Annotated in this window: 25 protein-coding genes and 1 pseudogene; 19 read left to right on the top strand and 7 right to left on the bottom strand. The window is 60.2% G+C overall.

What is annotated here, in order from left to right:
• Positions 1–2 precede the first annotated feature (2 nt).
• The 4 genes from ltnD to ACVWXD_RS13620 form a co-directional block, all read right to left on the bottom strand.
• A complete protein-coding gene (gene ltnD, locus ACVWXD_RS13635; RefSeq protein WP_256997329.1) occupies positions 3–962 on the bottom strand; it encodes an L-threonate dehydrogenase in 960 nt (319 codons plus the stop codon).
• A gap of 273 nt (positions 963–1,235) precedes the next feature.
• Complete coding sequence (locus tag ACVWXD_RS13630) at positions 1,236–1,520, bottom strand: Rossmann-fold NAD(P)-binding domain-containing protein (protein ID WP_181644416.1); 285 nt, start codon at positions 1,518–1,520, stop codon at positions 1,236–1,238.
• A gap of 495 nt (positions 1,521–2,015) precedes the next feature.
• On the bottom strand, positions 2,016–2,879 hold the full coding sequence (locus ACVWXD_RS13625; protein WP_032885553.1) for a sensor domain-containing diguanylate cyclase: 864 nt from the start codon (positions 2,877–2,879) through the stop codon (positions 2,016–2,018).
• Between the two features lie 103 nt (positions 2,880–2,982).
• Positions 2,983–3,528 (bottom strand): TetR family transcriptional regulator, encoded by a 546-nt coding sequence (locus ACVWXD_RS13620; protein WP_442117434.1) that lies wholly within the window; start codon positions 3,526–3,528, stop codon positions 2,983–2,985.
• A gap of 144 nt (positions 3,529–3,672) precedes the next feature.
• On the opposite strand from ACVWXD_RS13620, the gene ACVWXD_RS13615 reads away from it, so the two are divergent.
• Both ACVWXD_RS13615 and ACVWXD_RS13610 read left to right on the top strand, forming a co-directional pair.
• The gene (locus ACVWXD_RS13615; RefSeq protein WP_099603321.1) at positions 3,673–4,458 is read left to right on the top strand and encodes an SDR family NAD(P)-dependent oxidoreductase; all 786 of its coding nucleotides are present in this window, start codon (positions 3,673–3,675) and stop codon (positions 4,456–4,458) included.
• A 130-nt stretch (positions 4,459–4,588) separates the two neighbouring features.
• Positions 4,589–5,368, top strand: a complete 780-nt coding sequence (locus ACVWXD_RS13610; RefSeq protein ID WP_032885483.1) for a FadR/GntR family transcriptional regulator — start codon at positions 4,589–4,591, stop codon at positions 5,366–5,368.
• Here ACVWXD_RS13610 and ACVWXD_RS13605 read toward each other — a convergent pair.
• Positions 5,308–6,141 (bottom strand): NAD-dependent epimerase/dehydratase family protein, encoded by an 834-nt coding sequence (locus ACVWXD_RS13605; protein WP_099603355.1) that lies wholly within the window; start codon positions 6,139–6,141, stop codon positions 5,308–5,310. The two genes, ACVWXD_RS13610 and ACVWXD_RS13605, sit on opposite strands and share 61 nt — an antisense overlap.
• A gap of 86 nt (positions 6,142–6,227) precedes the next feature.
• Positions 6,228–6,953: an oligogalacturonate-specific porin KdgM family protein gene (locus ACVWXD_RS13600; protein ID WP_032885482.1), complete on the bottom strand. Its 726-nt coding sequence runs from the start codon at positions 6,951–6,953 to the stop codon at positions 6,228–6,230.
• Positions 6,954–7,312: 359 nt separating this feature from the next.
• On the opposite strand from ACVWXD_RS13600, the gene ACVWXD_RS13595 reads away from it, so the two are divergent.
• The 17 genes and pseudogenes from ACVWXD_RS13595 to ACVWXD_RS13515 all read left to right on the top strand — a co-directional run bounded on the left by ACVWXD_RS13595 (position 7,313) and on the right by ACVWXD_RS13515 (position 24,821).
• Positions 7,313–8,467, top strand: coding sequence for a mandelate racemase family protein (locus tag ACVWXD_RS13595; RefSeq protein ID WP_095186416.1), 1,155 nt, complete (start codon positions 7,313–7,315; stop codon positions 8,465–8,467).
• Between the two features lie 72 nt (positions 8,468–8,539).
• Complete coding sequence (locus tag ACVWXD_RS13590) at positions 8,540–10,150, top strand: ABC transporter substrate-binding protein (RefSeq protein WP_032885480.1); 1,611 nt, start codon at positions 8,540–8,542, stop codon at positions 10,148–10,150.
• A 45-nt stretch (positions 10,151–10,195) separates the two neighbouring features.
• Positions 10,196–11,209 (top strand): ABC transporter permease, encoded by a 1,014-nt coding sequence (locus ACVWXD_RS13585; RefSeq protein ID WP_371260689.1) that lies wholly within the window; start codon positions 10,196–10,198, stop codon positions 11,207–11,209.
• Between the two features lie 45 nt (positions 11,210–11,254).
• On the top strand, positions 11,255–12,859 hold the full coding sequence (locus ACVWXD_RS13580) for an ABC transporter substrate-binding protein (protein WP_122756383.1): 1,605 nt from the start codon (positions 11,255–11,257) through the stop codon (positions 12,857–12,859).
• 32 nt (positions 12,860–12,891) lie between these two features.
• Positions 12,892–13,809, top strand: coding sequence for an ABC transporter permease (locus ACVWXD_RS13575; protein ID WP_122764069.1), 918 nt, complete (start codon positions 12,892–12,894; stop codon positions 13,807–13,809).
• Positions 13,810–13,824: 15 nt separating this feature from the next.
• A complete protein-coding gene (locus ACVWXD_RS13570; RefSeq protein ID WP_032885474.1) occupies positions 13,825–14,664 on the top strand; it encodes an ABC transporter ATP-binding protein in 840 nt (279 codons plus the stop codon).
• 11 nt (positions 14,665–14,675) lie between these two features.
• Positions 14,676–15,452: an ABC transporter ATP-binding protein gene (locus ACVWXD_RS13565; protein ID WP_181644419.1), complete on the top strand. Its 777-nt coding sequence runs from the start codon at positions 14,676–14,678 to the stop codon at positions 15,450–15,452.
• A gap of 189 nt (positions 15,453–15,641) precedes the next feature.
• The gene (kdgD, locus tag ACVWXD_RS13560; protein ID WP_032885472.1) at positions 15,642–16,553 is read left to right on the top strand and encodes a 5-dehydro-4-deoxyglucarate dehydratase; all 912 of its coding nucleotides are present in this window, start codon (positions 15,642–15,644) and stop codon (positions 16,551–16,553) included.
• Positions 16,554–16,612: 59 nt separating this feature from the next.
• On the top strand, positions 16,613–16,981 hold the full coding sequence (locus ACVWXD_RS13555; protein ID WP_032885471.1) for a 5-carboxymethyl-2-hydroxymuconate Delta-isomerase: 369 nt from the start codon (positions 16,613–16,615) through the stop codon (positions 16,979–16,981).
• A gap of 38 nt (positions 16,982–17,019) precedes the next feature.
• A pseudogene (locus ACVWXD_RS13550) lies at positions 17,020–18,820 on the top strand (glycosyl hydrolase family 28 protein).
• 392 nt (positions 18,821–19,212) lie between these two features.
• Complete coding sequence (locus ACVWXD_RS13545; protein ID WP_375803678.1) at positions 19,213–19,500, top strand: YdcA family protein; 288 nt, start codon at positions 19,213–19,215, stop codon at positions 19,498–19,500.
• 128 nt (positions 19,501–19,628) lie between these two features.
• Positions 19,629–20,657, top strand: coding sequence for a phosphate ABC transporter substrate-binding protein PstS (pstS, locus tag ACVWXD_RS13540; RefSeq protein ID WP_099603326.1), 1,029 nt, complete (start codon positions 19,629–19,631; stop codon positions 20,655–20,657).
• A gap of 74 nt (positions 20,658–20,731) precedes the next feature.
• Positions 20,732–21,697: a phosphate ABC transporter permease subunit PstC gene (gene pstC, locus ACVWXD_RS13535; protein WP_032885468.1), complete on the top strand. Its 966-nt coding sequence runs from the start codon at positions 20,732–20,734 to the stop codon at positions 21,695–21,697.
• Entirely contained in the window at positions 21,697–22,608 is a 912-nt protein-coding gene (gene pstA, locus ACVWXD_RS13530) for a phosphate ABC transporter permease PstA (RefSeq protein ID WP_032885467.1), read from the top strand. The genes pstC and pstA overlap by 1 nt, the downstream gene beginning before the upstream one ends.
• A 76-nt stretch (positions 22,609–22,684) precedes the next feature.
• Positions 22,685–23,446 carry a phosphate ABC transporter ATP-binding protein PstB gene (gene pstB, locus ACVWXD_RS13525; RefSeq protein ID WP_050442813.1) on the top strand — a complete coding sequence of 254 codons (762 nt, stop codon included), beginning with the start codon at positions 22,685–22,687 and terminating at the stop codon, positions 23,444–23,446.
• 53 nt (positions 23,447–23,499) lie between these two features.
• Positions 23,500–24,198, top strand: coding sequence for a hypothetical protein (locus ACVWXD_RS13520; protein WP_122753783.1), 699 nt, complete (start codon positions 23,500–23,502; stop codon positions 24,196–24,198).
• The gene (locus ACVWXD_RS13515; protein WP_032885465.1) at positions 24,198–24,821 is read left to right on the top strand and encodes a hypothetical protein; all 624 of its coding nucleotides are present in this window, start codon (positions 24,198–24,200) and stop codon (positions 24,819–24,821) included. The genes ACVWXD_RS13520 and ACVWXD_RS13515 overlap by 1 nt, the downstream gene beginning before the upstream one ends.
• Positions 24,822–24,842: 21 nt before the next feature.
• Here the strand turns inward: ACVWXD_RS13515 and ACVWXD_RS13510 are convergent, their stop codons facing one another.
• On the bottom strand, positions 24,843–26,183 hold the full coding sequence (locus ACVWXD_RS13510; RefSeq protein WP_181644421.1) for a cytochrome c: 1,341 nt from the start codon (positions 26,181–26,183) through the stop codon (positions 24,843–24,845).
• Positions 26,184–26,189: the final 6 nt, after the last annotated feature.

Genomic DNA, 26,189 nt, shown 5'->3' with positions numbered 1-26,189 from the left:
CCTTATTCGGTTTCGGTCTTGGCAGTCGGGAGCTCAATGCCAGGGAAAATCTTGATCACCGCCGAATCGTCCTCACGCCCGAACCCGGCACTGGAGGCCTGCATGAACATCTGGTGAGCGGTGGCTGACAATGGCAGCGGAAACTTGCTGGCCCGTGCGGTATCCAGCACCAGGCCCAGGTCCTTGACGAAAATATCGACGGCCGAGAGCGGCGTGTAATCAGCCTTGAGAATGTGTGGCACGCGGTTCTCGAACATCCAGGAATTGCCCGCGCTGTGGGTGATCACTTCATACAGTGCATCGGCCTCGACGCCTTCACGCAGCCCCAGTGCCATGGCTTCTGCGGCAGCGGCGATATGCACGCCGGCCAGCAGTTGGTTGATGATCTTTACCTTTGAGCCCAGGCCATGGGCATCGCCCAGACGATAGACCTTGCCGGCCATGCCCGTGAGCACGTCATCGGCTTTTGCATAAGCCTCGGCTGGGCCGGAAGTCATCATGGTCATCTCACCGGCCGCCGCTTTGGCTGCACCACCGGAGATCGGTGCATCCAGGTACAGCAACCCTGCGTTGATCAAGCGCTGGCCCAGGTCTACCGCGTAGGTAGGGGCCACCGTGGCGCAACCAATCACCAGGCTGCCAGGGCGCAAGGCGGCGACGGCGCCATGTTCACCAAACAGGACCGTCTCGGTTTGTTCGGCATTGACCACGACGGTGATGATCACATCGCACGCGGCGGCCATCTGGACAGGCGAGCTGCAGGCAACGCCCCCTTCACTGGCGAACTGCTGCGTGACGGTTTCTCGCACATCACAGGCATGCACGTTGAAGCCGCTGCGCAACAACGAGCGGGCAATGCCCAGCCCCATCGCGCCTAAGCCGATAACACCAACATTCTTGTTATTCATGGAGGCTCCGTAGCAAGGCTGTGGGTACGTGGGCGCCGCAGAGGTGCAGGCGATCGTCCAGATACAGGTAAGGGGCGGGAAGCTTATTCGGGGAGGTGTCGATCATCGTTGCCATCCTGTTTTGTTTTTTTGTCAGGGTGTCATGCGGGTTGAATAGATAATCCACCAATGATCAGATTATGTGAAGTTATTTTTTGATTTAACAATATTTAACATTGCCGCGCGTCGCTGCCAGGCTTCAGCGTTGAGAACACAGGCGTTGAAACGCAAAGTGAGCACGGCTTTTGGCGGTGCTCACTGGAAGGCTGTGCGGTGCTACGCCAGGAATTAACGCGAGTAGGTGACTTCTGCGGTCCAGTTCGACGTTTTCTGGTTGTGCAGGTCCCAGAACGCCTTTGCAATGCCAACCGCCTCCTCGGATTCCGGTTCGACGAACGCGGCCACAGTGACCGTGGCCACATGCACGTTGTGGGTTTTGGCCGACTCGAAGAGGCCTGCCGTCAATGCACGAATACCGGCCTTACCCAGACTCAACGAAAGATAATCTGCATTCGGTTCGATGCCGAAGAAGCCACCCGTCAGCAGAAGTGTGCCGCTCTGGTGCGCGTACATAAGAATGACTAAATCACAAATTGCACGTCTCGCTTCCCGCGCCAAGCATTAAAAAGCCACTCAAGTGAGTGGCTTTTTTTTGCCTGTGATTTAGGGAGTGGACGCTTCGGTGTCTTTTTTATGTGGGGTCAATGTTAGCGACGTGCTGAGTACCCGCAGCTTCATCCCGTCTCTGTCATACCAGCGTCGACGCTTGTATGGAGCCGCCGCTGTTGAGCAATGCGTTGCAATGGCCGAGCGACTGCGCTAACTCGGCGAATGTGCGCTTGGAGGCATTCAAAGAGGGAATGCGCTTCTACTTTGAAACCCTGGTTTCCCGGTTGAGGCTCAGTGCAACGAATTCGTCCTTCCGGTTGATGGGCACCAGAACAGGTCGCATGGGTGGGTCAAAGCTGCGCGTGAGGTGAGCCAATAAGCGCGGATAACGATACCTGCGGACTGATTTACTCGACGGGGGCACGCCAGGGCGTGCGACAACGACCCTAACTACCGATGTCACTCAGTGGCAAACCGCTGCCTTTTTATCCGGTACATATCACCGTCTGCATGGCTGAGCAGCGTATCGGCGTCCTCTCCGTCCGCCGGATAGCACGCCACGCCGACACTGCAGGACGGCATTTGTACCCCGTCAAATTCAGCGCTCAACGGCTCGGCCATGACCGCGAGGATTTGCGCCACCCTCTCCGCGATAGCGTCCTTCGACGGCACATCGGTCAGCAGTACGGTGAATTCATCACCGCCCATCCGTGCCACCAAGTCACTCTCGCGTACGCAGCGTTCCAACCGTCGAGCAATCACACACAGCACGCGATCGCCCATGGCATGGCCATGCACATCGTTGATGCCCTTGAAGTCATTGATATCCAGAAACAGCAGCGCCAGGGTGCTGTTGTGAGTCTGTGCGGCGTGCAGGGCCTGGTTCAGTTGATCATTGAACAACGACCGGTTGGTCAGCGCTGTCAGTGGGTCATGATGGGCGAGGAAGCGTAGTTCCTCTTCGGCTTTGGTAAGGGCTGTCACGTCCCTGGCGACCCCGATCCGTGCGCCCACCTCCTTGGACCAGAAAGCTGCCCACAGGATGTGCACGATACTGCCGTCCTTGCGGATATAGCGGTTGCGGAAGTCGACATGGGGTTTGCCATTCATCACCCGGACAATCGAGGCCCGCGTGCGTGGCAGGTCTTCAGGGTGCATGTAATGGGTGATCAGAGTGCCGGTCAGTTCTTCTGCACGGTAGCCGAGCAATGCCTCGCAGGCATCGCTCACAAACACAATCTGGTTTTCACTGTCGACGACAAACACCGTATCCAGCATCAGGTGGATAAGTTTGGGATAGAGAGCTTGCAGGTCTACGGGCATGATGCATCGGGTATCCGGTTCATATCTGCCGATCATAGCCCGATCATGAAGGGCGGCGGCGAGCAATTCTGCTAATTTTCAGTGCCCTCTGCGGCTTTTCATCTCACACGGTCATTGCCTTGCGGCACACATCCAAAATTTCATCCGCCAATGGCGAGTCATCGGGACAGGCCCGGGATAACACCACGGCGCCGACCGCATGGGCGAACCGGTTGATCATCTGTTCCCGAGCGTCCTTATCCAGCTCGGCAGCGTCCTGTTGAAGGGCGGCCAATGCGTTTTCAATGCCTTCCGCGAACGTTGCCTTTACCGTTTGCGACTGACGCGCCGCGTCCCCGCACAGGGCCGACATCGTGCAACCCTGGCCGGGGGCATCACGGTGCTCTCTGGATATGTAGCGATTGAAGAACTCATCGGCGCCCAGCCCTGCGCTGTTGGTCAGCGATTGGGACAGCCCGTTTGCGGCGGCTTCAGCCATTAAGTCGGCTTTGGACCCGAAATGCTTGTAGAACCCGCCATGGGTGAACCCGGCTTCTGCCATCAGGTCTGCCACGCCGACACCGTCATAGCCGCGCTCACGGAACAATCTGGAGGCCGTTTCGACGATGTGCGCGCGGTTTAACAGCACTTGTGCCTTGCTGACCCTCATACCTTTACCCTCGCTGGTGACGACTGTTTTCGGTGCTCACTATACATTGATGTCAATCAACATCAAAACCATTGACGGATAAGATTATGATCGACATCATAAACCCCGCCACACTCAATCATCGTTAATCCAGAGAGCACAGTCATGACGAACGCTTCTTCTATCCTGATTACCGGCGCGTCCAGCGGCATTGGCGCCACCTATGCCGAGCGCTTCGCTCAGCGCGGCCACAACCTGGTACTGGTCGCCCGCGACAAGGCGCGGCTGGAAGCGCTGGCGGCGCGCTTGCGCCAGGAGCACGGTGTTGATGTCGACGTGCTACAGGCCGACCTTACCCAGGAGGCGGACTTGGCTGTGGTCGAAGCGCGCCTGCGCGATGACACGCGCATCGGTGTGCTGATCAACAACGCCGGCGCGGCCCAGACGGGAGATTTCCTGGCGCAGACGGGCGAGAGCATTGAGCAACTGATCGCGCTGAACGTCACCTCGCTGACGCGACTCGCCCGCGCAGTCGCACCGAGGTTGGTGCAGGCCGGCGAGGGGGCAATCGTGAATATTGGCTCGGTGGTTGGTCTGGCGCCGGAGTTGGGAATGACGCTGTATGGCGCGACCAAAGCGTTCGTGCAATTCCTTTCCCAGGGCATGAGCATTGAGCTTTCTGGCAAAGGCGTTTATGTGCAAGCGGTGTTGCCGGCAGCCACCCGTACGGAAATCTGGGAGCGCTCGGGCATCGACATCAACACGCTGCCAGAGGTCATGGATGTGGGTGAACTGGTGGATGCCGCACTGGTCGGTTTTGACCGGCGTGAACTCGTGACCATCCCGCCACTGCATGACGCCGCGCGCTGGGACGGTCTTCAGTCCGCGCGTCAGGGCTTGTTGTCGGAGCTGCGTCAGGCTCGCGCTGCTGAGCGCTATCGCCCACAGTAACGGGTGCGTGTTTGAGTCCACGGCGCAGGCTTTGGCCTATGGGGACGCGGGGCGGACTAAAGGGAAGGTTGTCGTACAACTGAATGCGCTATGATGGGCATTCATTCGCCAACCGAGATACCTGTTCTTGATGGACAACCCGAACGTCCAGCCCACCGTTCGCCGCCGGCACCGCAGTCTGGCTGAAGAATTGGTCACCGAGCTTTCCCGGCGCATTTGCAGCGGGGAGCTCCCGCGAGCAACCAAGCTGCCTACCGAATCTGAAGTGATGGCCGAGCACGGTGTGAGTCGCACCGTGGTGCGCGAGGCCATTTCGCGTCTGCAAGCGTCTGGCCTGGTGGAAACGCGGCACGGCGTCGGCACGTTTGTGAAGGATATTCCCAGCCCCAGCGGATTTCGGATTGACCCTGACACCATCGTCACCTTGCAGGACGTGCTGGCAGTGCTGGAGTTGCGCATCTGCCTGGAAGTAGAAGCTGCCGGTCTGGCCTGCCTGGGTCGCACCGACCAGCAATTGCAGGTGATGCGCGACTCGCTGGACGCGCTGAATTCGCGGGCGGTGAGTGCCGACTACGCGGTATCGGCGGACTTCCAGTTTCACCAGCAGATCGCGCTGGCCACCGGCAATCGCTACTTCACCGACATCATGTTGCACCTGGGGGTCAACATCCTGCCGCGTACGCGCCTGCACTCAAAACGCTTGGCCAACGCCAACAAGGAACCTTACCTGGAGCGCCTGAGCCGCGAGCACGAGGATATCTACAAAGCCATCCTGCGCCGTGACGCAGACGCCGCTCGCGCCGCGATGCGCCTGCACTTGTCCAACAGTCGCGAGCGTATGCGCCGGGCCTATGAAGCCGCTGCCGCTGAATTGTCGAACGGCCCCGCTGCGGTGAACGCGCCGCCCTGAAGTCGGCCACCGGGCTCATCCGCCGACGGTTGCGGTTGCTGCTCGACCTTGGCGCGAAAGGGTTCCGAGCTGTCCTGCGGCGCAAAGCCCAAGTGCTCGGCGTGCCGATTGCTCCACCAGCGCTCCTTATTGTCCGAAACGCCATACACCACACTGTGCCCCACATCCTTGGCCAGCAGGGCGCGGGCCACCAGGTGATCGAGGTCCGCGTAACTCAGCCAGGTGTGCAGCATCCGCCGGTTGCGCGGTTCGGGGAACGATGAGCCGATGCGCAAGCTCACGGTTTCAATCCCGTATCGATGAAAGTAGAACGCCGCCAGGTCTTCGCCGTACGCCTTGGAAAGCGCGTAGTAACCATCCGGGCGGCGCTGTGCGTGCACATCCAGTTCAACGTCTTGAGGGTAAAAACCGGTGACGTGATTGGAGCTGGCGAACACAACCCGTTTGACGCCCTGTTGTCGCGCCGCCTCGTAAATGTGGAAGGTGCCGCGAATATTTGCGTCGAGAATTTCTTCGAACGGCCGCTCCACTGAAATCCCGCCCAAATGCACGATCGCGTCAACGCCGTCGACCAGCGCCGCCACGGCAGCCTTGTCGGCCAGGTTGCACTGGATCACTTCGTCGTGTTCACCCGCGCTGGGCGCCATCGCGCTGATGTCCGAGGCGCGCACGATGTGGGCATGGGCCTGCAAGGTTTCCCGCAGGATATGCCCCAGGCCGCCGGCGGCGCCGGTGAGCAAAATGCGGGTGAAGGGTTTGGGTTGTGTGGTCATGGTCAGGTCTTCCATTGAGCGCTGAATGCAAAGCGATTGCCTGGCGAGCGATGCGCGTTCGCCAGGCAAGTCGCGGGGAGGGGGCTTTACATGAAGTTGTATTGAACGCCCAAGCGCCACCGCGCCTGACGGTCTTCTGAGGTGGAGTTGACCTTCACATCACCAATCTCCATGAACGGGGCCCATTCCTTGGTGAGCTTGTATTTGACGATCAGGTTCTGTTCGTAATCGCTCTTCTTGTTGTCGTAGCGGATGTAGTCAGTCTTGAAATAGATGAACTGATATTCGTACGCCCACTTACTGGCCGGCGTGTAGCCGAGCCAGCCCTCGAAACGATGGGTGGTCTGGTCATCCTTGATGTGATCGGGCAAATCCTCGTTGACCTGATCGCGGTCCAGCTTCTTGGTGTCCAGGCGATAGCGCGTGGCGGCGTAGAAGGCGTCGTTGATCTTGTAGTTGTACTTGAGGCCCAGCTTGTAGGTGGTCGAGTCCTTCGAGCTGTCCATCTGGAACGCGGGGGTCAACGTCGATTGCGGGCTGAGCTTGTAGTTGTAGCTGACGGTGAACTCATGCCCGTTGTTGACCATGTTGTCGTACGCGACATCTTCACGGTCCCCGGCTGTGCGGTATTTCATCTCCGCTTCAAATCCCAGGCCACTGTCCAGACGGTAGTTGAGCTTGATTCGATCAGCGTGGGCGCTGTCTTCCTCGGTGAACTGGTGGCGGTAGTTGATGCTGGCAGAGTCAGCGCTGACGTAGAGCGGCAGGCTGAAGGTCAGGGCAGTAACGAGCGTGCGTAGGGTGGTGTTCATACGGTCTTCTTTTTTGTTTTTGTTAGGGTCGTTTGACGGTTGCTACGGCAATACGTTGTTGCGTGTGGCTCTCATCTAAGGTGCCGATATACGTTATCGTACGACAAGATGACTCGTCTACCGCCCATCGATCGTTTTGAAATACTTTGAAATATATGTCCCCGGCGAATAGGGCTTTACAGCAATCTTCGTTATTCCTTAGTTGTCTTTAAAAATAGGGCTTTTACGGCGTTTCACGTGAAAATCAGTGAATGGCGGGGCAGGTTATTGGGTCTTTTCAAGTGTTGTACGATGACCTATGATCGGTCGCAACAGACGACATTCCTGTCTCAAATCCAATAAGAAGGCTTAAGACGTCCATGAGAATCACAGCAGTCAACGTCCAGGTATTTTCCTACCCGACCCGCCGCGCAGTGGACAGCGCTGGCCATGCTCACCCCGGTGATGTCACCCAGGCGCAGATGGCTTTGCTGCGCATCCAGACTGAAGACGGGCAGGAGGGTTTTGCATTCGGCGCCCCTGAATTGATCCGCCCTTATGTGTTGGATGGGTTTGTGCGCAAAGTGCTGGTGGGGCAGAACGCCTTTGATCGCGAAAAGATCTGGCAAGACCTCGCCCATTGGCAGCGTGGCAGTGCCAGCCAACTGACCGACCGCGCTTTGGCCCTGGTTGAGCAGGCTCTGTGGGATTGGGCAGGACGCAAACTCGGCGTGCCAGTGCACAAGTTGATCGGTGGTTTCCGCGACAAGGTGCCGGCCTACGGCTCGACCATGTGTGGCGACGAACTGCCCGGCGGCCTCGCAACTCCCGAAGACTACGGCCGCTTTGCCGAGACCCTGGTGCAGCGTGGCTACAAGGCAATCAAGCTGCACACCTGGATGCCGCCGGTGTCCTTCGCGCCAAGCCCGCGCATCGACGTCAAGGCTTGCGCTGCTGTGCGTGAGGCGGTGGGCCCGGACATCGCGTTGATGCTCGACGGTTACCACTGGTACAGCCGCACCGAGGCGCTGTACATCGGTCGCGAGCTGGAGAAACTCGACTTCGCCTGGTTTGAAGAACCGATGATGGAAGAGTCAGCCGAGTCCTATGCCTGGCTCGCGGGGCAACTGGATATTCCGGTGCTCGGCCCGGAAACCCTGTCCGGCAAACACCTCGCCCGCGCCAGTTGGGTCAAGCACGATGTGTGCGATATCTTGCGTGCCGGTGTCGCGGGCGTCGGTGGTATTGCGCCGTGCCTGAAGGTCGCGCACCTGGCCGAATCGTTTGGCATGGACTGCGAAATTCACGGCAACGGCGCCGCCAACCTGGCGGTGGTCGGTGCGATCAAGAACTGCACCTGGTACGAGCGTGGCCTGCTCCACCCGTACCTGGATTACGACGAAGTACCGGCCTACCTCAATCGCTTGGTGGACCCGATGGACAACGACGGTTTTGTGCACCTGTCCGACTTGCCGGGCCTGGGCGAAGACATCGATTTCAACTACATCGAGACCAATACGCTTAAAAGCTTCTGACGTTTACACGGTCAGTCCGGCATGCGTCGGGCTGATCAAGAGCCCTATAAATATAAAAAAGGCACTCTTGTTATGAGCATTTTCCCTTCGCTGTGGGCGCGGGTGTTCGTCGCCGCGCTGGCCGTTACCGCCGTACCGGCAAGCTTTGCCAAAACGCCGGCCGATCAACTGATCGTCGGCATGAGCATGATCAACCTGTTGTCCCTCGACCCAGCTGCCGCCACGGGTCTGGATGTGTCGGAAATCAACGCCAACCTGTATGACATGTTGCTGGTGCAGGACGTCGCCCAACCAGACCGACTGGTGCCAGCGCTGGCCGAGCGCTGGCAGGTCAGTGAGGACCGCAAGACCCTGACCTTTAACCTGCGCACCGGGGTGAAGTTCCAGTCCGGCAATGACTTGAGCGCCGAAGACGTTGCCTGGTCGCTGCACCGGGTGCTCAAACTTAACCTCGCACTCGCTTCCACCTGGAAGGCCTACGGCTTCACCGCCGAAAACGTCGAGCGCTACATGCGCGCCACGGACCCCACCACCTTCGTGATCGAACTGCCACGGCCGACCGACCCGCTGCTGGTGCTCAACACCCTGGCGACCTCGCCCAGTGCGTTCATCCTCGACCGCAAAAAAGTCCTCGAACACCAGAAGGGCAGCGACATGGGCGCCGCCTGGCTGGTGACTCATGCGGCCGGCAGTGGCGCATTCGTGCTCAATGACTGGCGTGCCAACGACGTGATCCTGATGACGCGCTTCGATGGTTACTGGGGCGGCCCGGCCAAGCTCAAGCGCATCGTGATGCGCAACATGACCGAGTCGCAGTCATTGCGACTGATGATCGAGCGCGGTGACCTGGATATCGCCAAAGGCATGTCCGCGCCGGACATCGAAGCCCTGCAGAAGAGCGACAAAGTACGCACCCAGACCCTGCAACGCGGCACCTTGTATTACGTGGCCCTGAGTGTGAAGCAGCCAATGTTCGCCGACGCCCGTGTGCGCAAGGCCGTGCGCTCGCTGATCGATTACCAGGGGATCAACCAGACGGTCATGCCCCATTACGGCGTGATCAACCAGCGGCCGCTGCCATTGGGCCTGGCCGCGCGCCTGCCGGACCCTGGCTACAAGCTCAACGTCGAGCAGGCCAAAGCCTTACTGGCTGAAGCCGGTTACCCGAACGGCTTCAAGACCACCATCCGCGTGCTGGCCGAACCGCCGTTTATCAACATCGCCTCCAACCTGCAATCGACCCTGGCCCAGGCCGGCATCGAAGCCAGCATCATCACCGGCACCGGTAACCAGATCTACGGCGCCATGCGCGAGCGCACGTTCGACATCATCGTCGGTCGTGGCGGTGGCGGGGCGGAGCGTCATCCCCATTCCAGCCTGCGCACCCTGGTGTACAACCCGGATAACCGCGATGAAGCCAAGCTCACCAACTTCCAGGGCTGGCGCACGTCGTTCTACAGCCCTGAGTTGAACCAGTTGATTGAGAGCGCGGAAGTCGAGCCGGATGCCGGTAAGCAACTGACTCAGTACCGCGAGATTCAGGAGCAGGTCGATCAACAGGTCGGAGCCATTTTGCCGGTCTCGCAGATGACCGACACCGTGGTGGTGTACACCGACGTGGCCGACTTCCAGGGCCATACCGCTGCGACCACGCGCTACAAAGACGTCTACAAAAAGCGCTGATCGATTTACCAGGAGCTCACTATGTTTGTTATGACTGCCTCTGTCATGGGCGCTCGCGCTTCCAATACCCTGCGGCGCGCCAGCACCGTGTTGGTGACGTTGCTCGGCCTGTTGGCGCTGACCTTTATCATCGGCCGGGTCATGCCGCTTGACCCCGTGCTGGCGGTAGTCGGGCCGGATGCCGACAGTTCCACCTACGACCAGGTGTACCGGTCGATGGGCCTGGACAAGCCGATCTGGACCCAATTCGGCCTTTACCTCAATGACCTGCTCCACGGTGATTTCGGCAACGCGTTGCTGACGGGGCACCCGGTGCTGGATGACATCCTGCGCGTGTTCCCGGCGACCATCGAACTGGCCACTCTGGCGATTCTGTTCGGCGTGTTGATCGGCTTGCCGCTGGGCGTGTGTGCGGCGAGCAACCAAGGACGGCTCGGCGATCATGTGGCGCGGGTAATCACCTTGTTCGGTTACTCCACGCCGATTTTCTGGCTGGGCATGATGGGCCTGCTCGTGTTCTACGCCTGGCTCGGCTGGGCGGGCGGCGCGGGGCGCATCGACCTGGCCTACGACGGCATGGTGCCCGAAGTCACCGGCCTGTTGCTGATCGACACATCGCTCGCCCGCGACTGGGAAGCCTTCGCCAGCGCCCTGCGGCATATCGTGTTGCCGGCGCTGATTTTGGGCCTGAACTCGGTGGCGTACATCAGCCGCATGACCCGCAGCTTCATGCTTGAGCAGTTGTCCCAGGAGTACATCATCACTGCGCGGGTCAAGGGTTTGTCCCGTCGCCAAGTGGTGTGGGGGCATGCGTTTCGCAACATCCTCGTGCAGTTGCTCACCGTGGTTGCACTGGCCTATGGCTCGCTGCTGGAAGGCGCAGTGCTGATCGAAACCGTATTCGCCTGGCCGGGATTCGGCCAATACCTCACCAGCAGCCTGATGCTTGGCGACATGAATGCGGTGATGGGCTGCGTGCTGGTGATCGGCTTGATTTTTGTCGCGCTCAACCTGATCAGCGATGCCTTGTACAAGGTGTTTGATCCTCGCACCCGTTAATGCGTCGCGCAGTACCGATAAAACTATAAGAAGAAGGAATTTTTCATGACATTTTCGAAACTGCACCTTGGCCTGCTGACCGCTGTGCTCGCGCTTGGCCCGATGACCCTGGCCAACGCCAAGACCCCGGCCGATCAACTGATCGTCGGCATGAGCATGGTCAACCTGTTCTCCATCGACCCGGCCAACGCGCCCGGCCTGGATGCGTCCGGCGTCAACGCCAATCTTTACGACACACTGATCAAGCGTGACCAGGGTAACCCGGAAAAACACCTGCCACAGTTGGCCGAACGTTGGGACATCAGCGAGGACGGCAAGCAGGTAACGTTTCATCTGCGCCAGGACGTGAAATTCCATTCGGGCAACCCGCTGACCGCCGAAGACGTGGCGTGGTCGCTGTACCGCGTGATGAAGCTCAACTTCGGCCTGGCCACCACCTGGAAGGCCTACGGCTACAGCGTTGAGAATATCCAATCGCTGATCCGCGCCACGGACGCCCACACCCTGGTCATCGACCTGCCGCAGACCATGGACCCGCTGCTGCTGGTGGACTCTCTGGCGATCTCCCCGAGCGCTGTGGTAGTGGACCGCAAGACCGCCCTGGCCCATGAAAAAAACGGCGACCTCGGCGCCGGTTGGTTGGTGACGAACGAGGCGGGCAGTGGCCCCTTCGTGCTGACCAAATGGAGCGCCAACGATTCCCTGTTGCTGACCCGTTTCGACGGCTACTGGGGCGGCGCGGCCAAGCTCAAGCGCGTGGTGGTGCGGCACATGACCGAATCCCAGTCCCTGCGCCTGATGCTAGAACGCGGTGACCTCGACCTGGCCTACGGCATGGCCGCGCCGGACATTCGCGCCATCGACGGCTCGGACAAGATCCAAGTGCAGTCGCTGCCGCGCGGCACCATGTACTACGTCGCCATGAGTATGAAACAACCGGAATTCGCCAAGCCCAAGGTGCGTGAAGCGGTGCGCAACCTGATCGACTACAAGGGCCTGGACCAACAAGTGATGCCGTATTACGGAACGCTCAACCAGCAGCCGATGCAGCTGGGTCTGGAAGCACGCCTGCCGGATCCGGGCTATCACATGGACGTGGCCAAGGCGAAAGCCCTGCTGACTGAGGCGGGTTACCCCGAGGGGTTCAACACCACCATCCGCACGCTGTCGGAACCGCCGTTCATTGATATCGCTGCGCGCCTGCAAGCGACCCTGGCCGAGGGCGGGATCAAGGCCAGCATCGTCACCGGCACGGGTAACCAGGTGTACGGCGCGATGCGCGCGCGCAATTTCGAGATCATCGTGGCCAGGGGCGCCGAGCGTTACCCGCACCCGTATTTCAGCCTGCGCACCTTTGCCTACAACCCCAACAACAGCGACGACGCCGGCCTGCCGAACTTCCAGGGCTGGCGCGCTTCGTTCTTCAGCCCGCAGATCAACAGCCTGATCGACCAGGCCGGCGTGACGCGTGATTCGGCGCAGCGGGTCAGCCTGTATCACCAGGCGCAAACCCTCTACGACCAGCAAGTGGGGCCGATCCTGATGATTTCGCAGATGACCGACACCGTGGTCAGCGCTGCCGACGTCAAGGGCTTCACCGGTGACGATGCCGAGGCCACCCGTTACCTGGGTGTCTACAAGCAGCGTTGAGTGCTTCCAGAATTCACACAGAGAAGATGCTTATGAATGCCAATCTGTCTTCCATCGAATCGGCGACGAAGCGCCCGGTGGACCGCTCGCCAGGCTCCAGCTTTGATGCCTTTTGCAAGAGTGGCCTGCGGGTGCTGCGTCACCTGCTGCGTAACCCTATGACCCTGGCGGGCCTGCTGGTGGCGCTGCTGTTGGTGGTGGTCGCGGCCTTTGCACCGTGGATCGCTACCCATGATCCGGTGGTGCAGAACCTAGCCGGCGCGTTGCAGGCACCGGGTTCGGCGCATTGGTTCGGCACCGATGAATATGGCCGGGATATTTTCAGCCGGCTGGTCTACGGCTCGCGGATCACGCTGTACATCATCGCCCTGGTCACAGTGATCGTCGGGCCTATCGGGCTGTTTATCGGCACCGTGTCGGGCTACTTCGGCGGTGCGGTCGATACCGTGTTCATGCGCCTGACCGATATCTTCATCTCCTTCCCGAGCCTGGTCCTGGCACTGGCGTTTATCGCGGCCCTCGGCCCTGGCCTGGAGCACGCGGTGGTGGCGATTGCATTGACCTCCTGGCCGCCGATTGCGCGGCTGGCGCGGGCCGAAACCTTGTCCCTGCGCAACGCTGATTTCGTCGTCGCAGTGGAGCTGCAAGGCGCGTCGCCGGCGCGGATTATCCTGCGCCATATCGTGCCGATGTGCCTGTCCTCGGTGATCATCCGCCTGACCATGAACATGGCCGGGATCATCCTCACCGCTGCCGCTTTGGGCTTTCTCGGCCTGGGTGCCCAGGCGCCGCTGCCGGAGTGGGGCGCCATGATTTCGACCGGCCGTCGCTACATGCTCGAATGCTGGTGGCTGGTGGCGGTTCCAGGGGCAGCGATCATGCTGGTCAGCCTGGCCTTCAACCTGTTGGGCGATGGCCTGCGGGACATCCTTGATCCGCGCAGCGAATAATCGGAGGAACACCTGATGTCCGCCATCAAACTGAATGTCGAAGGGCTTAACGTGCGCTTCGTCAGTGGCCAGAAAGAAACCCACGCCGTGCGCGATGTGTCCTTTACCTTGGGCCGGGAAAAACTCGCGATTGTCGGTGAGTCCGGCTCCGGCAAATCCACCGTGGGTCGCAGCCTGCTGAAGTTGCATCCGCCCAGCGCCAAAATCACCGCCAAGGCCATGGCGTTTGGCGAGGTCGACCTGTTGTCGGCCAGTGAAAAAGCCATGCAGAAGATCCGCGGCCAGCGCATCTCGATGATCATGCAAGACCCCAAGTACTCGCTGAACCCGGTGGTCAAGGTCGGCGATCAGATCGCCGAAGCCTACCTGGCCCACCACAAGGCCAGCCGCAGCGATGCGCGAGAGCGCGTGTTGCAAATGCTGGAGCAGGTGCATATCCGCGATCCGCAGCGCGTCTATAACCTGTATCCCCATGAAGTCTCCGGCGGCATGGGGCAGCGCATCATGATCGCGATGATGGTGATCACCCGTCCGGAAGTGATCATCGCCGACGAGCCCACCTCGGCGCTGGATGTCTCGGTGCGCCAGCAAGTGCTCAACGTGCTGGAAGAGTTGGTGGACCAGCAGCAGATGGGGCTGATCTTCGTCAGTCACGACCTCAACCTGGTGCGCAACTACTGCGACCGCGTGCTGGTGATGTACGCCGGGCGCGTCGTCGAATCCCTGGCCGCCTGCGACCTGCAGTACGCCGAACATCCCTATACCCGTGGCTTGCTGGCCGCGCTGCCGAGCATGGACAACCGCCGCGTGCACCTGCCGGTGCTCAAGCGCGATCCTCTCTGGCTGACTCAATAAGGAACCTGACCATGCACATGATCCAAGCGCACGCCTTGAACCTGAGCTTCGGCACAGGCGCTGCCATCAACCAAGTGCTGCACGATGTGAGCCTGAGTGTCGCCGACGGTGAATCGTTCGGTCTGGTGGGGGAGTCCGGCTCGGGCAAGACCACCGTACTGCGCTGCCTGGCCGGGCAATACCGGCATTGGAACGGCGAGCTGAGCATTGCCGGCGCGCCGCTGCAGCACAAGATTCCCAAGGAGCATTTTCGCAAAGTGCAGATGGTCTTCCAGGACCCCTACGGCTCCCTGCATCCCAGGCACACCATCGACACCGCGTTGCGCGAGCCGCTGATTATCCATGGGGTAGGGGACAAGGACGACCGCATCAACGAGATCCTGCTCAAGGTTGGTCTGAACGACAGTTTTCGCTTTCGCTATCCGCACCAGCTCTCCGGCGGCCAGCGCCAGCGTGTGGCGATCGCGCGCGCTTTGATTCTGGAGCCGCGGGTACTGCTGCTGGATGAGCCGACCTCGGCGCTGGATGTCTCGGTCCAGGCCGAGATCCTCAACTTGCTGGCGGACCTGCGCCAGCGCGAGAAACTCACCTACCTACTGGTCACCCATGACCTGGGTGTAGTCACTCACTTGTGCGATCGGGTGGCGGTGATGCAGCACGGCAAGATCGTGGAATTGCTCGACTGCCAGGCCCTGAGCCAGGATCAGGCGGCGCACGATTACACGCGCATGCTGGTGCAGGCCAGCCGCGACTTCAGTCAGGAGTCTGAGCGGCGGCGTGTGGGATAAACGCTTAGTCATCGTACAACATGGCTTTTCTCGATTGATGTGATTTTTTAGATAGATGTCTATTTCATTGGGTTAAATGGCAGTTTTCTCAAGATAGGCACTTATAGGGTAGCTTTACTATTTTTGTAGTTGTACGATGACTTACCTCTTAAGGTATTCCATCCAAATTTCGAACAAAGGTTTGTGAACATGACGCCACAAGAACTAAAAACAGTCCTGTCTTCCGGCTTGCTCTCCTTCCCGGTTACCGACTTTGATGCCGCTGGCGACTTCCGCGCCGACACCTACGCACGCCGCCTGGAATGGCTGGCACCTTACGGCGCCAGTGCGCTGTTCGCGGCAGGGGGGACCGGGGAGTTCTTCTCTCTGGAGCCCAAGGAATACACGCAGATCATCAAGACCGCCGTGGACACTTGCAAAGGCCAGGTGCCGATCCTCGCCGGTGCCGGTGGCCCTACGCGCCAAGCGATTGCCTACGCCCAAGAAGCTGAGCGCTTGGGCGCTGCCGGCATCTTGCTGATGCCTCATTACCTCACCGAAGCCAGCCAGAAAGGGTTGGTGGCCCATGTTGAGCAGGTGTGCAACTCGGTGGATTTCGGTGTGGTGGTGTACAACCGCAACCTGTGCCGCCTCAACGCCGACAGCCTGGAACAACTGGCCGAACGCTGCCCGAACCTGATTGGTTTCAAGGACGGCATTGGTGAAGTCGAATCCATGGTCAGCATCCGCCGTCGTCTGGGCGACCGCCTGACCTACCTCGGTGGTCTGCCGACTGCCGAAGTCTATGCCGCCGCCTACAAAGCCCTCGGCGTGCCGGTGTACTCCTCGGCGGTGTTCAACTTCATCCCGAAAACCGCGATGGACTTCTACCGCGCCGTGGCCGCCGACGACCACGCCACCGTAGGCCGTTTGATCGATGATTTCTTTCTGCCGTACCTGGCGATTCGTAACCGCTGTGAAGGCTATGGCGTGAGCATCGTCAAGGCCGGTGCTCGCCTGGTTGGCCACGACGCCGGCCCGGTACGCGCGCCACTGACCGATCTGCTGCCCGATGAAGTGGAGCAACTGGCGGTGCTGATCAAGTCCCTCGGCGCTCAATAAACGTTGGTCGGCGGCGCCCTGATGGCGCCGCTGTCCGGTCTGCCTGCAAGGAGTCCACCATGCCCCATTGCATCATCGACTGCCCCGCGACCCTGGCCCAACGCGTCGGCGAACAACGTCTGCTCGCCACCGTGCATGACGCCCTCGACGGGTTCGGCGTGTTCAAACCCGGCGACATTAAAGTGCGCCTCAACGGCTTCACCCATTATCGCTGCGGCACCACTCAAGACGACTTCGTGCACGTGGCCCTGTATCTGTTCGCCGGGCGCACGGCCGAACAACAACGCAGCCTCGCCTCGGCGACACTCGCCGCCCTGATTGAATTGCTGCCACAGGTCGAAGCACTGTCCATGGACGTGCGCGAAATGCCCCGCGAAACCTTCATCAACCGCAGCCAATACCTCGAAGAGTCCGGGCGACCGATGTAGCCCTCAACGTTAATACCGGCAAAAACAAGGAGAACAACATGCCGTATCAACCCTCGCAAAAATCCTCAGCGCGTTGCGCACTGGCCCTCATCGCCCTGGGTTGCAGCCCGCTGTCCTGGGCGCTGCAAGCACCGTCAAAAGTGCAAGTACCGACCCTGGCCTATGACGACCAGCACATCATTCTGGTCTGGGGAAAAACCCGCTGATCATGCCGGCATCAAGGATTACCGGGTGTACGCCAACGGCACCTTGCTGGGCAGTGCCAACGCCAACAACGATCAGGTGTCACCGGCCAAGCCCTACATCGACCAGTTCTACCGGCAGGACACGGCCAATTTCCACCATCGCATCGGCATTCACAGCTACACCGCCCAAGGCCTGAAGCCCGACACGGCCTACCGTTTCACCGTGCGTTCGGTGGATGGCAACGGCAAGGAGTCGGCAGGCAGTGCCCCCGTGCAGCAACGCACCACCAAGGTCGCGGCCCTGTTTGACGTGAAAAAGTACGGCGCCAAGGGCGATGGCAATCAACTCGATACCCTGGCAATCCAGAGCGCCATTGATGCCTGCACCCCGGGCTGCAAAGTCCTGCTGCCCAAAGGTACCTACAAAAGCGGTGCGCTCTACCTCAAGAGCAACATGACCCTGGAGATCGCCGAAGGGGCGACCCTGCTCGGCTCAGAGCGCGCCGAAGATTACCCGTTGGCTGGTTACATCCAATACCCGTATTCCACCACCGTACGCCCGGCCTCGCTGATCAACGCGTTGCCCCGCGATCCGCGCCAGCATCAGTCATTTGAAAACATCCGCATCGTCGGTAAGGGAACCCTCGACGGCAATGGCTGGAAGCGCAACGCCGATGTCGTCGATGAGCGTGGCCAGGCACTGCCGTTTTACCTGCCCAGCGACAACACCCGCTATGCCCAGGACGGCCTGCTTGCCAAGGCCCAGGTGGAGCAAGCCGTCGCTCGCGGCATGAATGTGAAGGACGCGTATGGGCAAATGCGCTCCTCGCTGATCACCCTGCGTAACGTCAAGAACGTGTTCTACGGCGGCTTCACCGTGGTGAACCCGGCGTTCCACGGCATCATGAACCTGGAGACCGAAAACGTGGTGCTGGCCAACACCACCCACAAGACCTACGACGCCAACAACGGCGACGGCATCGAGTTTGCCAACAGTAAGGGCGCGATGGTCTTCAACAACTTCTTCGACACCGGCGACGACTGCGTCAACTTCGCCGCCGGCACCGGTGCGAATGCCGTGCACCAGCCGCCCCAGGAAGATGCGTGGATTTTCAACAACTACTTCCGCAAGGGCCACGGCATGGTGGTGGCCGGCAGTCATACCGGTGCGTGGATCCAGAACATCCTGGCTGAAGACAACGTCTCCGACGGCACTGATGCCGGGTTGCGTATGAAGAGCACCAACTTCATGGGCGGCGGCGCGCGCAACGTTATCTTCCGTGATTCGGCGATTCGCAACACGGTCAAGCAGGCGTTCATCTTCACCCTCGACTACAACGACCCGAACGCCAAACTCGATTATCAGCGCTCCACGATTGCCGGGCAGTTCAGGGACATCCGTGTGAGTGACGTCAGCGTGGAAAATGCCCAGGGCGCGGCGATCGAGGTCAAGGGCGATGCCGCGCATAATGCCTATCATCAGGGGTTGGTGTTCGAGCGTGTGCGCTTCAGCGGCGCGGCCAAGGCGCGTATTGATGGGCTGAAAGATTCACGCTTCGAGCGTGTGGTGTTCAGTCAGACCGGTGGTGGCAATCCGTGGCAGGTGAGTGGTAGCCAGGGGCTGGTGTTCAAGGACGTGGAGCCGACGCCCTAAGCGTACGTAGCAACGTGGGCAACGGGGCCACTGCGGATCAAAAGCCAGAGCGCGGTGGCCTTGGCGCCGACCGGTTTCTTAAGTCGAACTCCGTCCAAATGTGGGAGGGGGCTTGCCCCCGATGGCAGTGTGTCAGTCACCGATGATTAGCTGACACTCACTCATCGGGGGCAAGCCCCCTCCCACATTTTGATTTCCGTAGATCAGATAGACCTCGCTTTGCTCAGGCGCTGGCGCGCGGGAGACGAAGAACGAAGCCCGGCTGCATGCATGAGAAAGCTGCGTTAATCGCCAGCGGCTGTGCTCAAAGATTGATAGCATTGGGCCACTTATTTCGAGTATTCCTAATGTCTCCTGGCCTTATCCGCGTGTTTGTCCTGGGCTTTATTTTGATGCTGTCGAGCCTGTCCGTTCTGGCGGCCAATACGCCGTGTTCAGGTCGTAAAGGAGGTATCGCCGGTTGTGATGGGGACGTATTCCTGTGCAACGACGGCTCCATAAGCGCCTCTAAAAAAAGTTGCACCGCCTACACGGGCAACCGCCTGGCACGCCCCGCCGTGCAGCCGCTGCAAGGTCGCTCGCAGAGTTGCAGCTGCGGTAGCGGTGCGTACTGTACCGGGCCACGGGGCGGGGTGTTTTGCCTTACGCCTTCCGGGCAGAAAAGTTACCGGCGCCACTAAACAACAGCGAAATGCGTAGCTGTGGCGCAAAAGGGGGACAAAATAGCGGCTTGCCATTCAATTTTCATAAAAGCGTAACAATGCTGATGCAGAGTTCCGGGAGCCCGTAATCACAAGGATTTCCCTGAATGAAACGTCTGATGAAGTCTGCTGCACTCGCCGTTGCGGTTTCTCTAAGTGCCACCTCGGTATTTGCCGCCGAAAACGTCCGTCTGACAGGTTCTGGCGCCAGTTTCCCAGCGCCGATCTATCTCACCTGGTTCAAGGATTTCAGCAAAAAGACCGATGGCGTCACGGTTGACTACCAATCCAAGGGGAGCGGGGCGGGTGTTCAGGACTTCCTGAACAAAACCGTGGACTTCGCCGCCAGTGACTCGGCCATGAAAGATGAAGACATTGCCAAGGTCGCCGAAGGCGTGCAGTTGCTGCCGATGACCGCGGGCGAAATCGTGCTGGCGTTCAACCTGCCAGGCAATCCTAAAGAGCTGAAGTTGCCACGCGATGTGTACTCCAACATCTTCCTGGGCAAGATCACCAAGTGGAACGATCCGCAGATCGTCGCTGCCAACCCTGGCTTGAAACTGCCGGATATGCCGATCACCGTGGTCGTGCGTGCAGACTCCAGCGGTACCACTGCCGTCTTCACCAAGCACTTGGCGGCCATCAACCCACAGTTCCAAAAGGACTTGGGTGAAGGCAACACTGTCAACTGGCCTGCCAGCGACAAATTCATCAAATCGCCGAAGAACGATGGTGTGACCGCCACCGTACGCCAGACCCCAGGCGCGATTGGCTACATCGAATACGGCTTCGCCAAATTGGCCAAGGTTGACTTTGCCCAGCTGCAAAACAAGGCCGGCAAGTACGTGGTTCCTAACGCCGAAAGCGGTGCCGAAGCACTGGCTGCGGTGAAGATGCCGGAAAGCCTGGTGGCCTGGCTGCCGGATCCGGACGGTGCCAAGTCCTACCCGATCACGTCCTACACCTGGATGATCTTCCGCAAAGACAACGGCAACCCGGCCAAGGCCAAGGCCATGCGTGAAATGGTCGAATACAGCCTGACCGAAGGCCAGAAAATCGCTGACTCGATGGGCTATATCCCACTGCCGCCATCGGTAGTCGATCAGGTTCGCAAAGCGTCCGCCAACATCCAGTAACGCCCGTGAGGCCTCTCTCGGCGGGTGCTGTCAGCCTTGCCGGGAGAGTTACCCCCCTGTTCCGGAATTAGCCAATGAACACACCTTTTGTCGTACCGGGTAACCCGGACTCTGCCTGCCAGCCACCTTCTACGAAGGACTTCCTGGTTGATCGCACCTTCCGTGCGCTTGCGCGGATAGGTGTAGTTCTGGTGCTGGCGTTGGTGTTTGCCCTGGTGTTTGAAGTCGGGCGCAAAGCCCTTCCAGGCATGGAAAAGCACGGTTTTGACGTGATTTTCGGAAGCGTCTGGGACGTCAACCAAGGCAAGTACGGCATTCTGCCGGCCATCTGGGGCACGCTTTACAGTGCCTTCATCGCGTTACTGATCGCAGGTGTTTTCGGCGTCAGCATGGCGATTTTCCTTACCCAAGATTTTTTGCCGGCGAAGCTGGCGGCGGTGTTTCGCACCATCGTCGAACTGCTCGCGGCCATTCCCAGCGTCGTTTATGGCCTGTGGGGCATTTACGTGGTGATTCCGGCGATCCGGCCTTTGACCGCTTGGTTGAACACCGAACTCGGCTGGATCCCTTTTTTCGGCACCTCCTTGAGCGGTCCGGGGCTGCTCCCGGCCGCGCTGGTGTTGGCGATCATGATTCTGCCGACCATCGCTGCCGTGTCCCAGGACGCCCTCACCGCCGTGCCGATGAAAACCAAGCAAGCGGCCTACGGTATGGGCACCACTCACTGGGAAGCGATTCTCAAGGTGATGGTGCCGTCCGCCGCTACCGGCATCTTCGGTTCCCTGGTGCTGGGCCTGGGCCGCGCACTCGGTGAAACCATGGCCCTGGCCATGCTGGTGGGCAATGCCAACAACATCTCTCTGTCGCTGTTCGCACCGGCCAATACCCTGGCGGCCTTGCTGGCGCTGAACTTCCCGGAAGCCGGGCCGAACGAGATCGAGGTGCTGATGTACGCCGCACTGGTGCTGATGTTGATCACGCTGATCGTCAACATCTTCGGCTCCATGATCATGATGTACGCCCAACGGGGTAATAAGTGATGACTGATCTCACTGCTGCAACCGACCTGACGTCCCCCGCCGGTGCAATGCCCAGCCTGCAGCGCCGGTTCGAAGGCCGCGCCCTGCGCAGCCTGGTATTGACCACCCTGGTCTGGACAGGCGCGCTACTGGCCAGCGTGCCGCTGATTTCCGTGCTCTACATGCTGATCATGCGCGGCGGCGCGCGCCTGAGCCTTGAAGTGTTCACCGAGCTGCCGCCGACTGGTTTCGAGACCGGCGGTGGTTTCGGCAACGCAATGGCCGGTACCTTCGTGATGGTCGGCATCGCCGCTGCCATCGCCGTGCCGGTCGGCATCATGGCGGCGATCTTCCTCGCCGAACTGGGCCCTGACAGCAAGCTGGCGAACGCCGCGCGTTTTGCCGCGAAGATGCTCACCGGCCTGCCTTCCATCCTGGCCGGTGTATTCGCCTACGCCTTGGTAGTCATGACCACCGGCACCTACTCGGCTCCGGCCGGTGGTGTGGCACTGGCGGTACTGATGCTGCCGATCGTGGTCCTGACCGCTGAAGAATCGATGCGCATGGTGCCCAAGATCATGAAGGACGCCGCCTACGGCATGGGCTGCACCCGCTCCCAAGTGATCTGGAAAATCGTCCTGCCCACCGGCCTGCCGGCAATCCTCACCGGCGTGATGCTTGCCGTGGCTCGCGCCGCAGGCGAAACCGCGCCGCTGTTGTTTACCGCACTGTTCAGCAACTACTGGATCTACCACGACGGCAGCCTGGCGGTGATGAACCCGACAGCCTCGCTGGCCGTGCTGATTTACAACTTCTCCGGCATGCCCTTCGACAACCAGCTTGAACTCGCCTGGGCGGCGTCGCTGGTACTGGTAATGATCGTGCTGGTCGTGAATATCGTGAGCCGTATTTTCGGCAAGCCAAAGTATTGAAAACGGGAGCATCTGAATCTTGAACGTCTCAACTGCGCAAATAGCCGCTCCGTTTGTCACCCAGGCGCCTGTGGTCATGGACTGCAAGCTGGATAAGATCTTCTACGGCAACTTCCTGGCCGTACGTGACAGCCATGTGCCGATCGAAAAGAACAAGATCACTGGCTTCATCGGTCCTTCCGGCTGCGGCAAAAGTACCGTGTTGCGTAGCCTCAACCGCATGAACGACCTGGTCAAAGGTTTTCGCTTTGAGGGCCACGTGCACTTCCTCGGGCAGGACGTCTACGGCAAGGGCGTGGATCCAGTGGTCGTGCGCCGCTATATCGGCATGGTGTTCCAGCAGCCGAACCCGTTCTCGATGAGCATCTTTGACAACGTCGCTTTCGGCCTGCGCCTGAACCGCTACAAAGGCGACCTGGGTGACCGCGTCAAACACGCCCTGCAAGGTGCGGCGTTGTGGGATGAGGTCAAGGACAAACTCAAGGTCAGCGGCCTGTCTCTGTCCGGTGGTCAGCAGCAACGCCTGTGTATCGCCCGTGCCATCGCCACCGAGCCAGAAGTGCTGTTGCTCGACGAACCCTGCTCGGCACTCGACCCGATTGCCACGCGCCGTGTCGAGGAGTTGATGGTTGAGCTGAAGAAGGACTACACCATTGCCCTGGTGACCCACAACATGCAGCAAGCCATTCGTGTGGCTGACACCACGGCGTTTTTCTCGGTGGATATTTCCCAAGGCACGCGTACCGGCTATCTAGTTGAGATGGGCCCTACGGAGCAGATTTTCCAGAACCCGCGCGAGCAAATGACCGGTGACTACATCACCGGTAAGTTCAGCTGAACCCTGCGCGAGCTCGGACGCTCGCGCATTTTCACCTGTTTATAGGAATGCCAATGCCAGCAACACGACGCCTTGATTTGCCCGCGATTGAACGTGCACTGCGTGAGGTACAGCAGCGCTTTGCCGAGCTCAGTCGGGACTTTACCGAGCCGCGCGATCCGTTGACTGACGAAGTGCTGCATAACGTGCTTGAAGGCTATGCGCTGATTGACGACTACGTGGCACGGGGCGTCGACCTGTTTGACCTTCAGCAACTGAACCTGATGCTGGAGATCAACGCCACCGTACTCTGTGGCAGCGACCCGACCCGCCGACTGGAATACGCCCAGCACCTAGCGGCGACCGAAGAACACTTCTTCAACAACGTCGAGGGCGGCATCAAGGACTTGTACAACTGGTACTGCGCGTACCGCAGTGAATCGGTCTGGAAGCGTGCAGCCGGGGTGTACGTACGCATCCTCAGCAAGCCGCAGTTGTTCATCGAAGGCAACAACCGCAGCGGCTCGCTGATCGTCAGCTATTTGCTGATGCGTGCAGGGTTGCCGCCGTTCGTGCTGTCGCTGGAGAACGCCGAAGGCTACTTCAACCCCTCATCAGTCATCCGCAACTCAGCCAAACATGGCGTCAAGGCGTTGTACGAATTGCCCAAGATCAAGAAAAAATACGCAGCCTTCCTCGAAGAACAGGCACCGGATCCAATGAAGTTTTTTCTTAAGGACCAGTCCGAGCCCGTCTATCAAGGGGGCCATTGATGAGCGGTTCTCTCCTGTTCGCCAGGGCAGGGCAGGCCCTCCAGCGCCTTCTCCCGATGCAACTGCTTAAGCGCCCGCGCATCCGCATTTCGTTCGACATAGACGACACCCTGGCCTGCCAGCTCCACCACTGCGACGTCGAGCCGAGCCGGCTGCCGGCCTGCGTGCACCGTTGGCTGGGTGAACCGCTGCGAATCGGCACGCGCTCCCTGACCCGCGAACTACGCCGCCAGGGCTGCAGCATCTGGGTCTATACCTCGTCCGGTCGCACGCCATCCTATATCCGACGGTGGCTGATGCTGTACGGCATCCGCGTCGACGGCGTGGTCAACAGCGTGCTGCATAACCAGGCACTGACGGCGCACGGGCTGTCGAATTCACCGTCGAAATTCCCTCCGGCCTTCGACATCGACCTGCATGTGGATGACTCCGAAGGTGTGCGCAGTGAAGGCCATGACCACGGTTTTCGCGTGGTGGTGGTGGACCCTCAGGACGAGCACTGGGCGCAGCGGGTGTTGGAGGCCGTCGCGCAGGTTCAGGCGCAACTCGCCCGTCAGCAACCCCTCAGGCACGCACCAACAACACAGAGCGCGCGCAGGTTTTTTCTGCCTGAGGCGCTCTGAAAATCCTAGGGTTGGCACGCCTCAACGCATATGCAAAATAATCGGACTGCTGCTCGCAGGGTCCGTATGCCCACGCAGTTTACCCACCGCCTTGGCGTCCACCGCGCCACCCTGATTACCCCAAGTACCGCGCACATACGTCAGCACGTCGGCGATTTCCTGATCAGACAACTGTTCACGAAACGCCGGCATGCGATACGCATCCGGCACGCCAGCGGCGACCACGCGTTGTGCGCCATTGAGGGTGATGTTGATCGCTGACGCCGTCTCCTTGACCAGCGCCGAGGTGGCGCCGGCCAGGGGCGGCATCCACTCGGGCTGGCCTTTGCCATCAGCGCCGTGGCACGAGGCACAGCGGGTTGCGTAGGTGTGGGCGCCGGGTGCGTCCGGGCGCGCGTCGGCGGTCACGTACTGCCAGGGCGTGCCGTCGCGCTGCGGGTCGCCGGGCAGCGACTTGAGGTAGCGGGCGATGGCCGCCAGGTCGTCGTCGGCCATGAACTGGGTGGAGTTGTTGAACGCTTCGGTCATCGAGCCGTAGACCACCGCGTGCTGGTTGCGGCCGGTCTTGAGGAACTGCACGATCTCAGGCTCGCTCCAGCGGCCTAAACCGCTGTTGGGGTCCTGGCGCAAGCTGGGGGCGTACCAGCCATCGAGCAGGGCGCCAGCGAGAAACGGCTTGCCGGAGTCATCCAGGGCCTTTTCGTTGAAGGCCAGACCACGCGGCGTGTGACAACTGCCGCAGTGGCCAGGCCCTTGGACGATGTAGGCGCCGCGATTCCACAGCGCGTCCTGGTTGGGGTTGGCGGCGTAGGTGGCTGTGGGTGCGAACAGGCCGTTCCACAGTGCGATGGGCCAGCGCATATTCAGCGGCCAGGGAATATCGCTGGGGATATTCGGCTGGTTGGCCGGTTGCACGCCTTTCATGAAAAACGCGTACATCGCCTGTATATCGTCGTCGCTAAGCTTGGCATACGACGGGTAGGGCATGGCCGGGTACAACCGTCGGCCGCCCGGTGCCACGCCGTGGCGTACCGCTCGGTCGAAGTCGGCGAGGCTGTAAGTGCCGATCCCGTGGGTACGGTCCGGGGTGATGTTGGTGGCGTGAATTGCACCCAGCGGCGTGGCCATTTCCAGGCCACCGGCGAACGGTGCCTTGTCGGGCAGGCTGTGGCAGGCCACGCAGTCGCTGAGGCGGGCGACGTACTCGCCGCGACTGACCAGGGCCGGGTCGAAACTGGTGGCCTGTGCCGGTTCAAACGGTGTGGCCGGTTGGCGGGTGACATACCAGGCCATCAGGCCGGCGGCGATGACGCAGGGCAGCGCGAGCCAGCCTACGGTTCTTGCGAATCGACGGTTGTTCATGGGCGG

Source organism: Pseudomonas sp. TE3911, from assembly GCF_054062775.1.
Note: the sequence above shows the minus strand (reverse complement) of the source record. Positions and strands in the feature narration are given on the sequence as shown.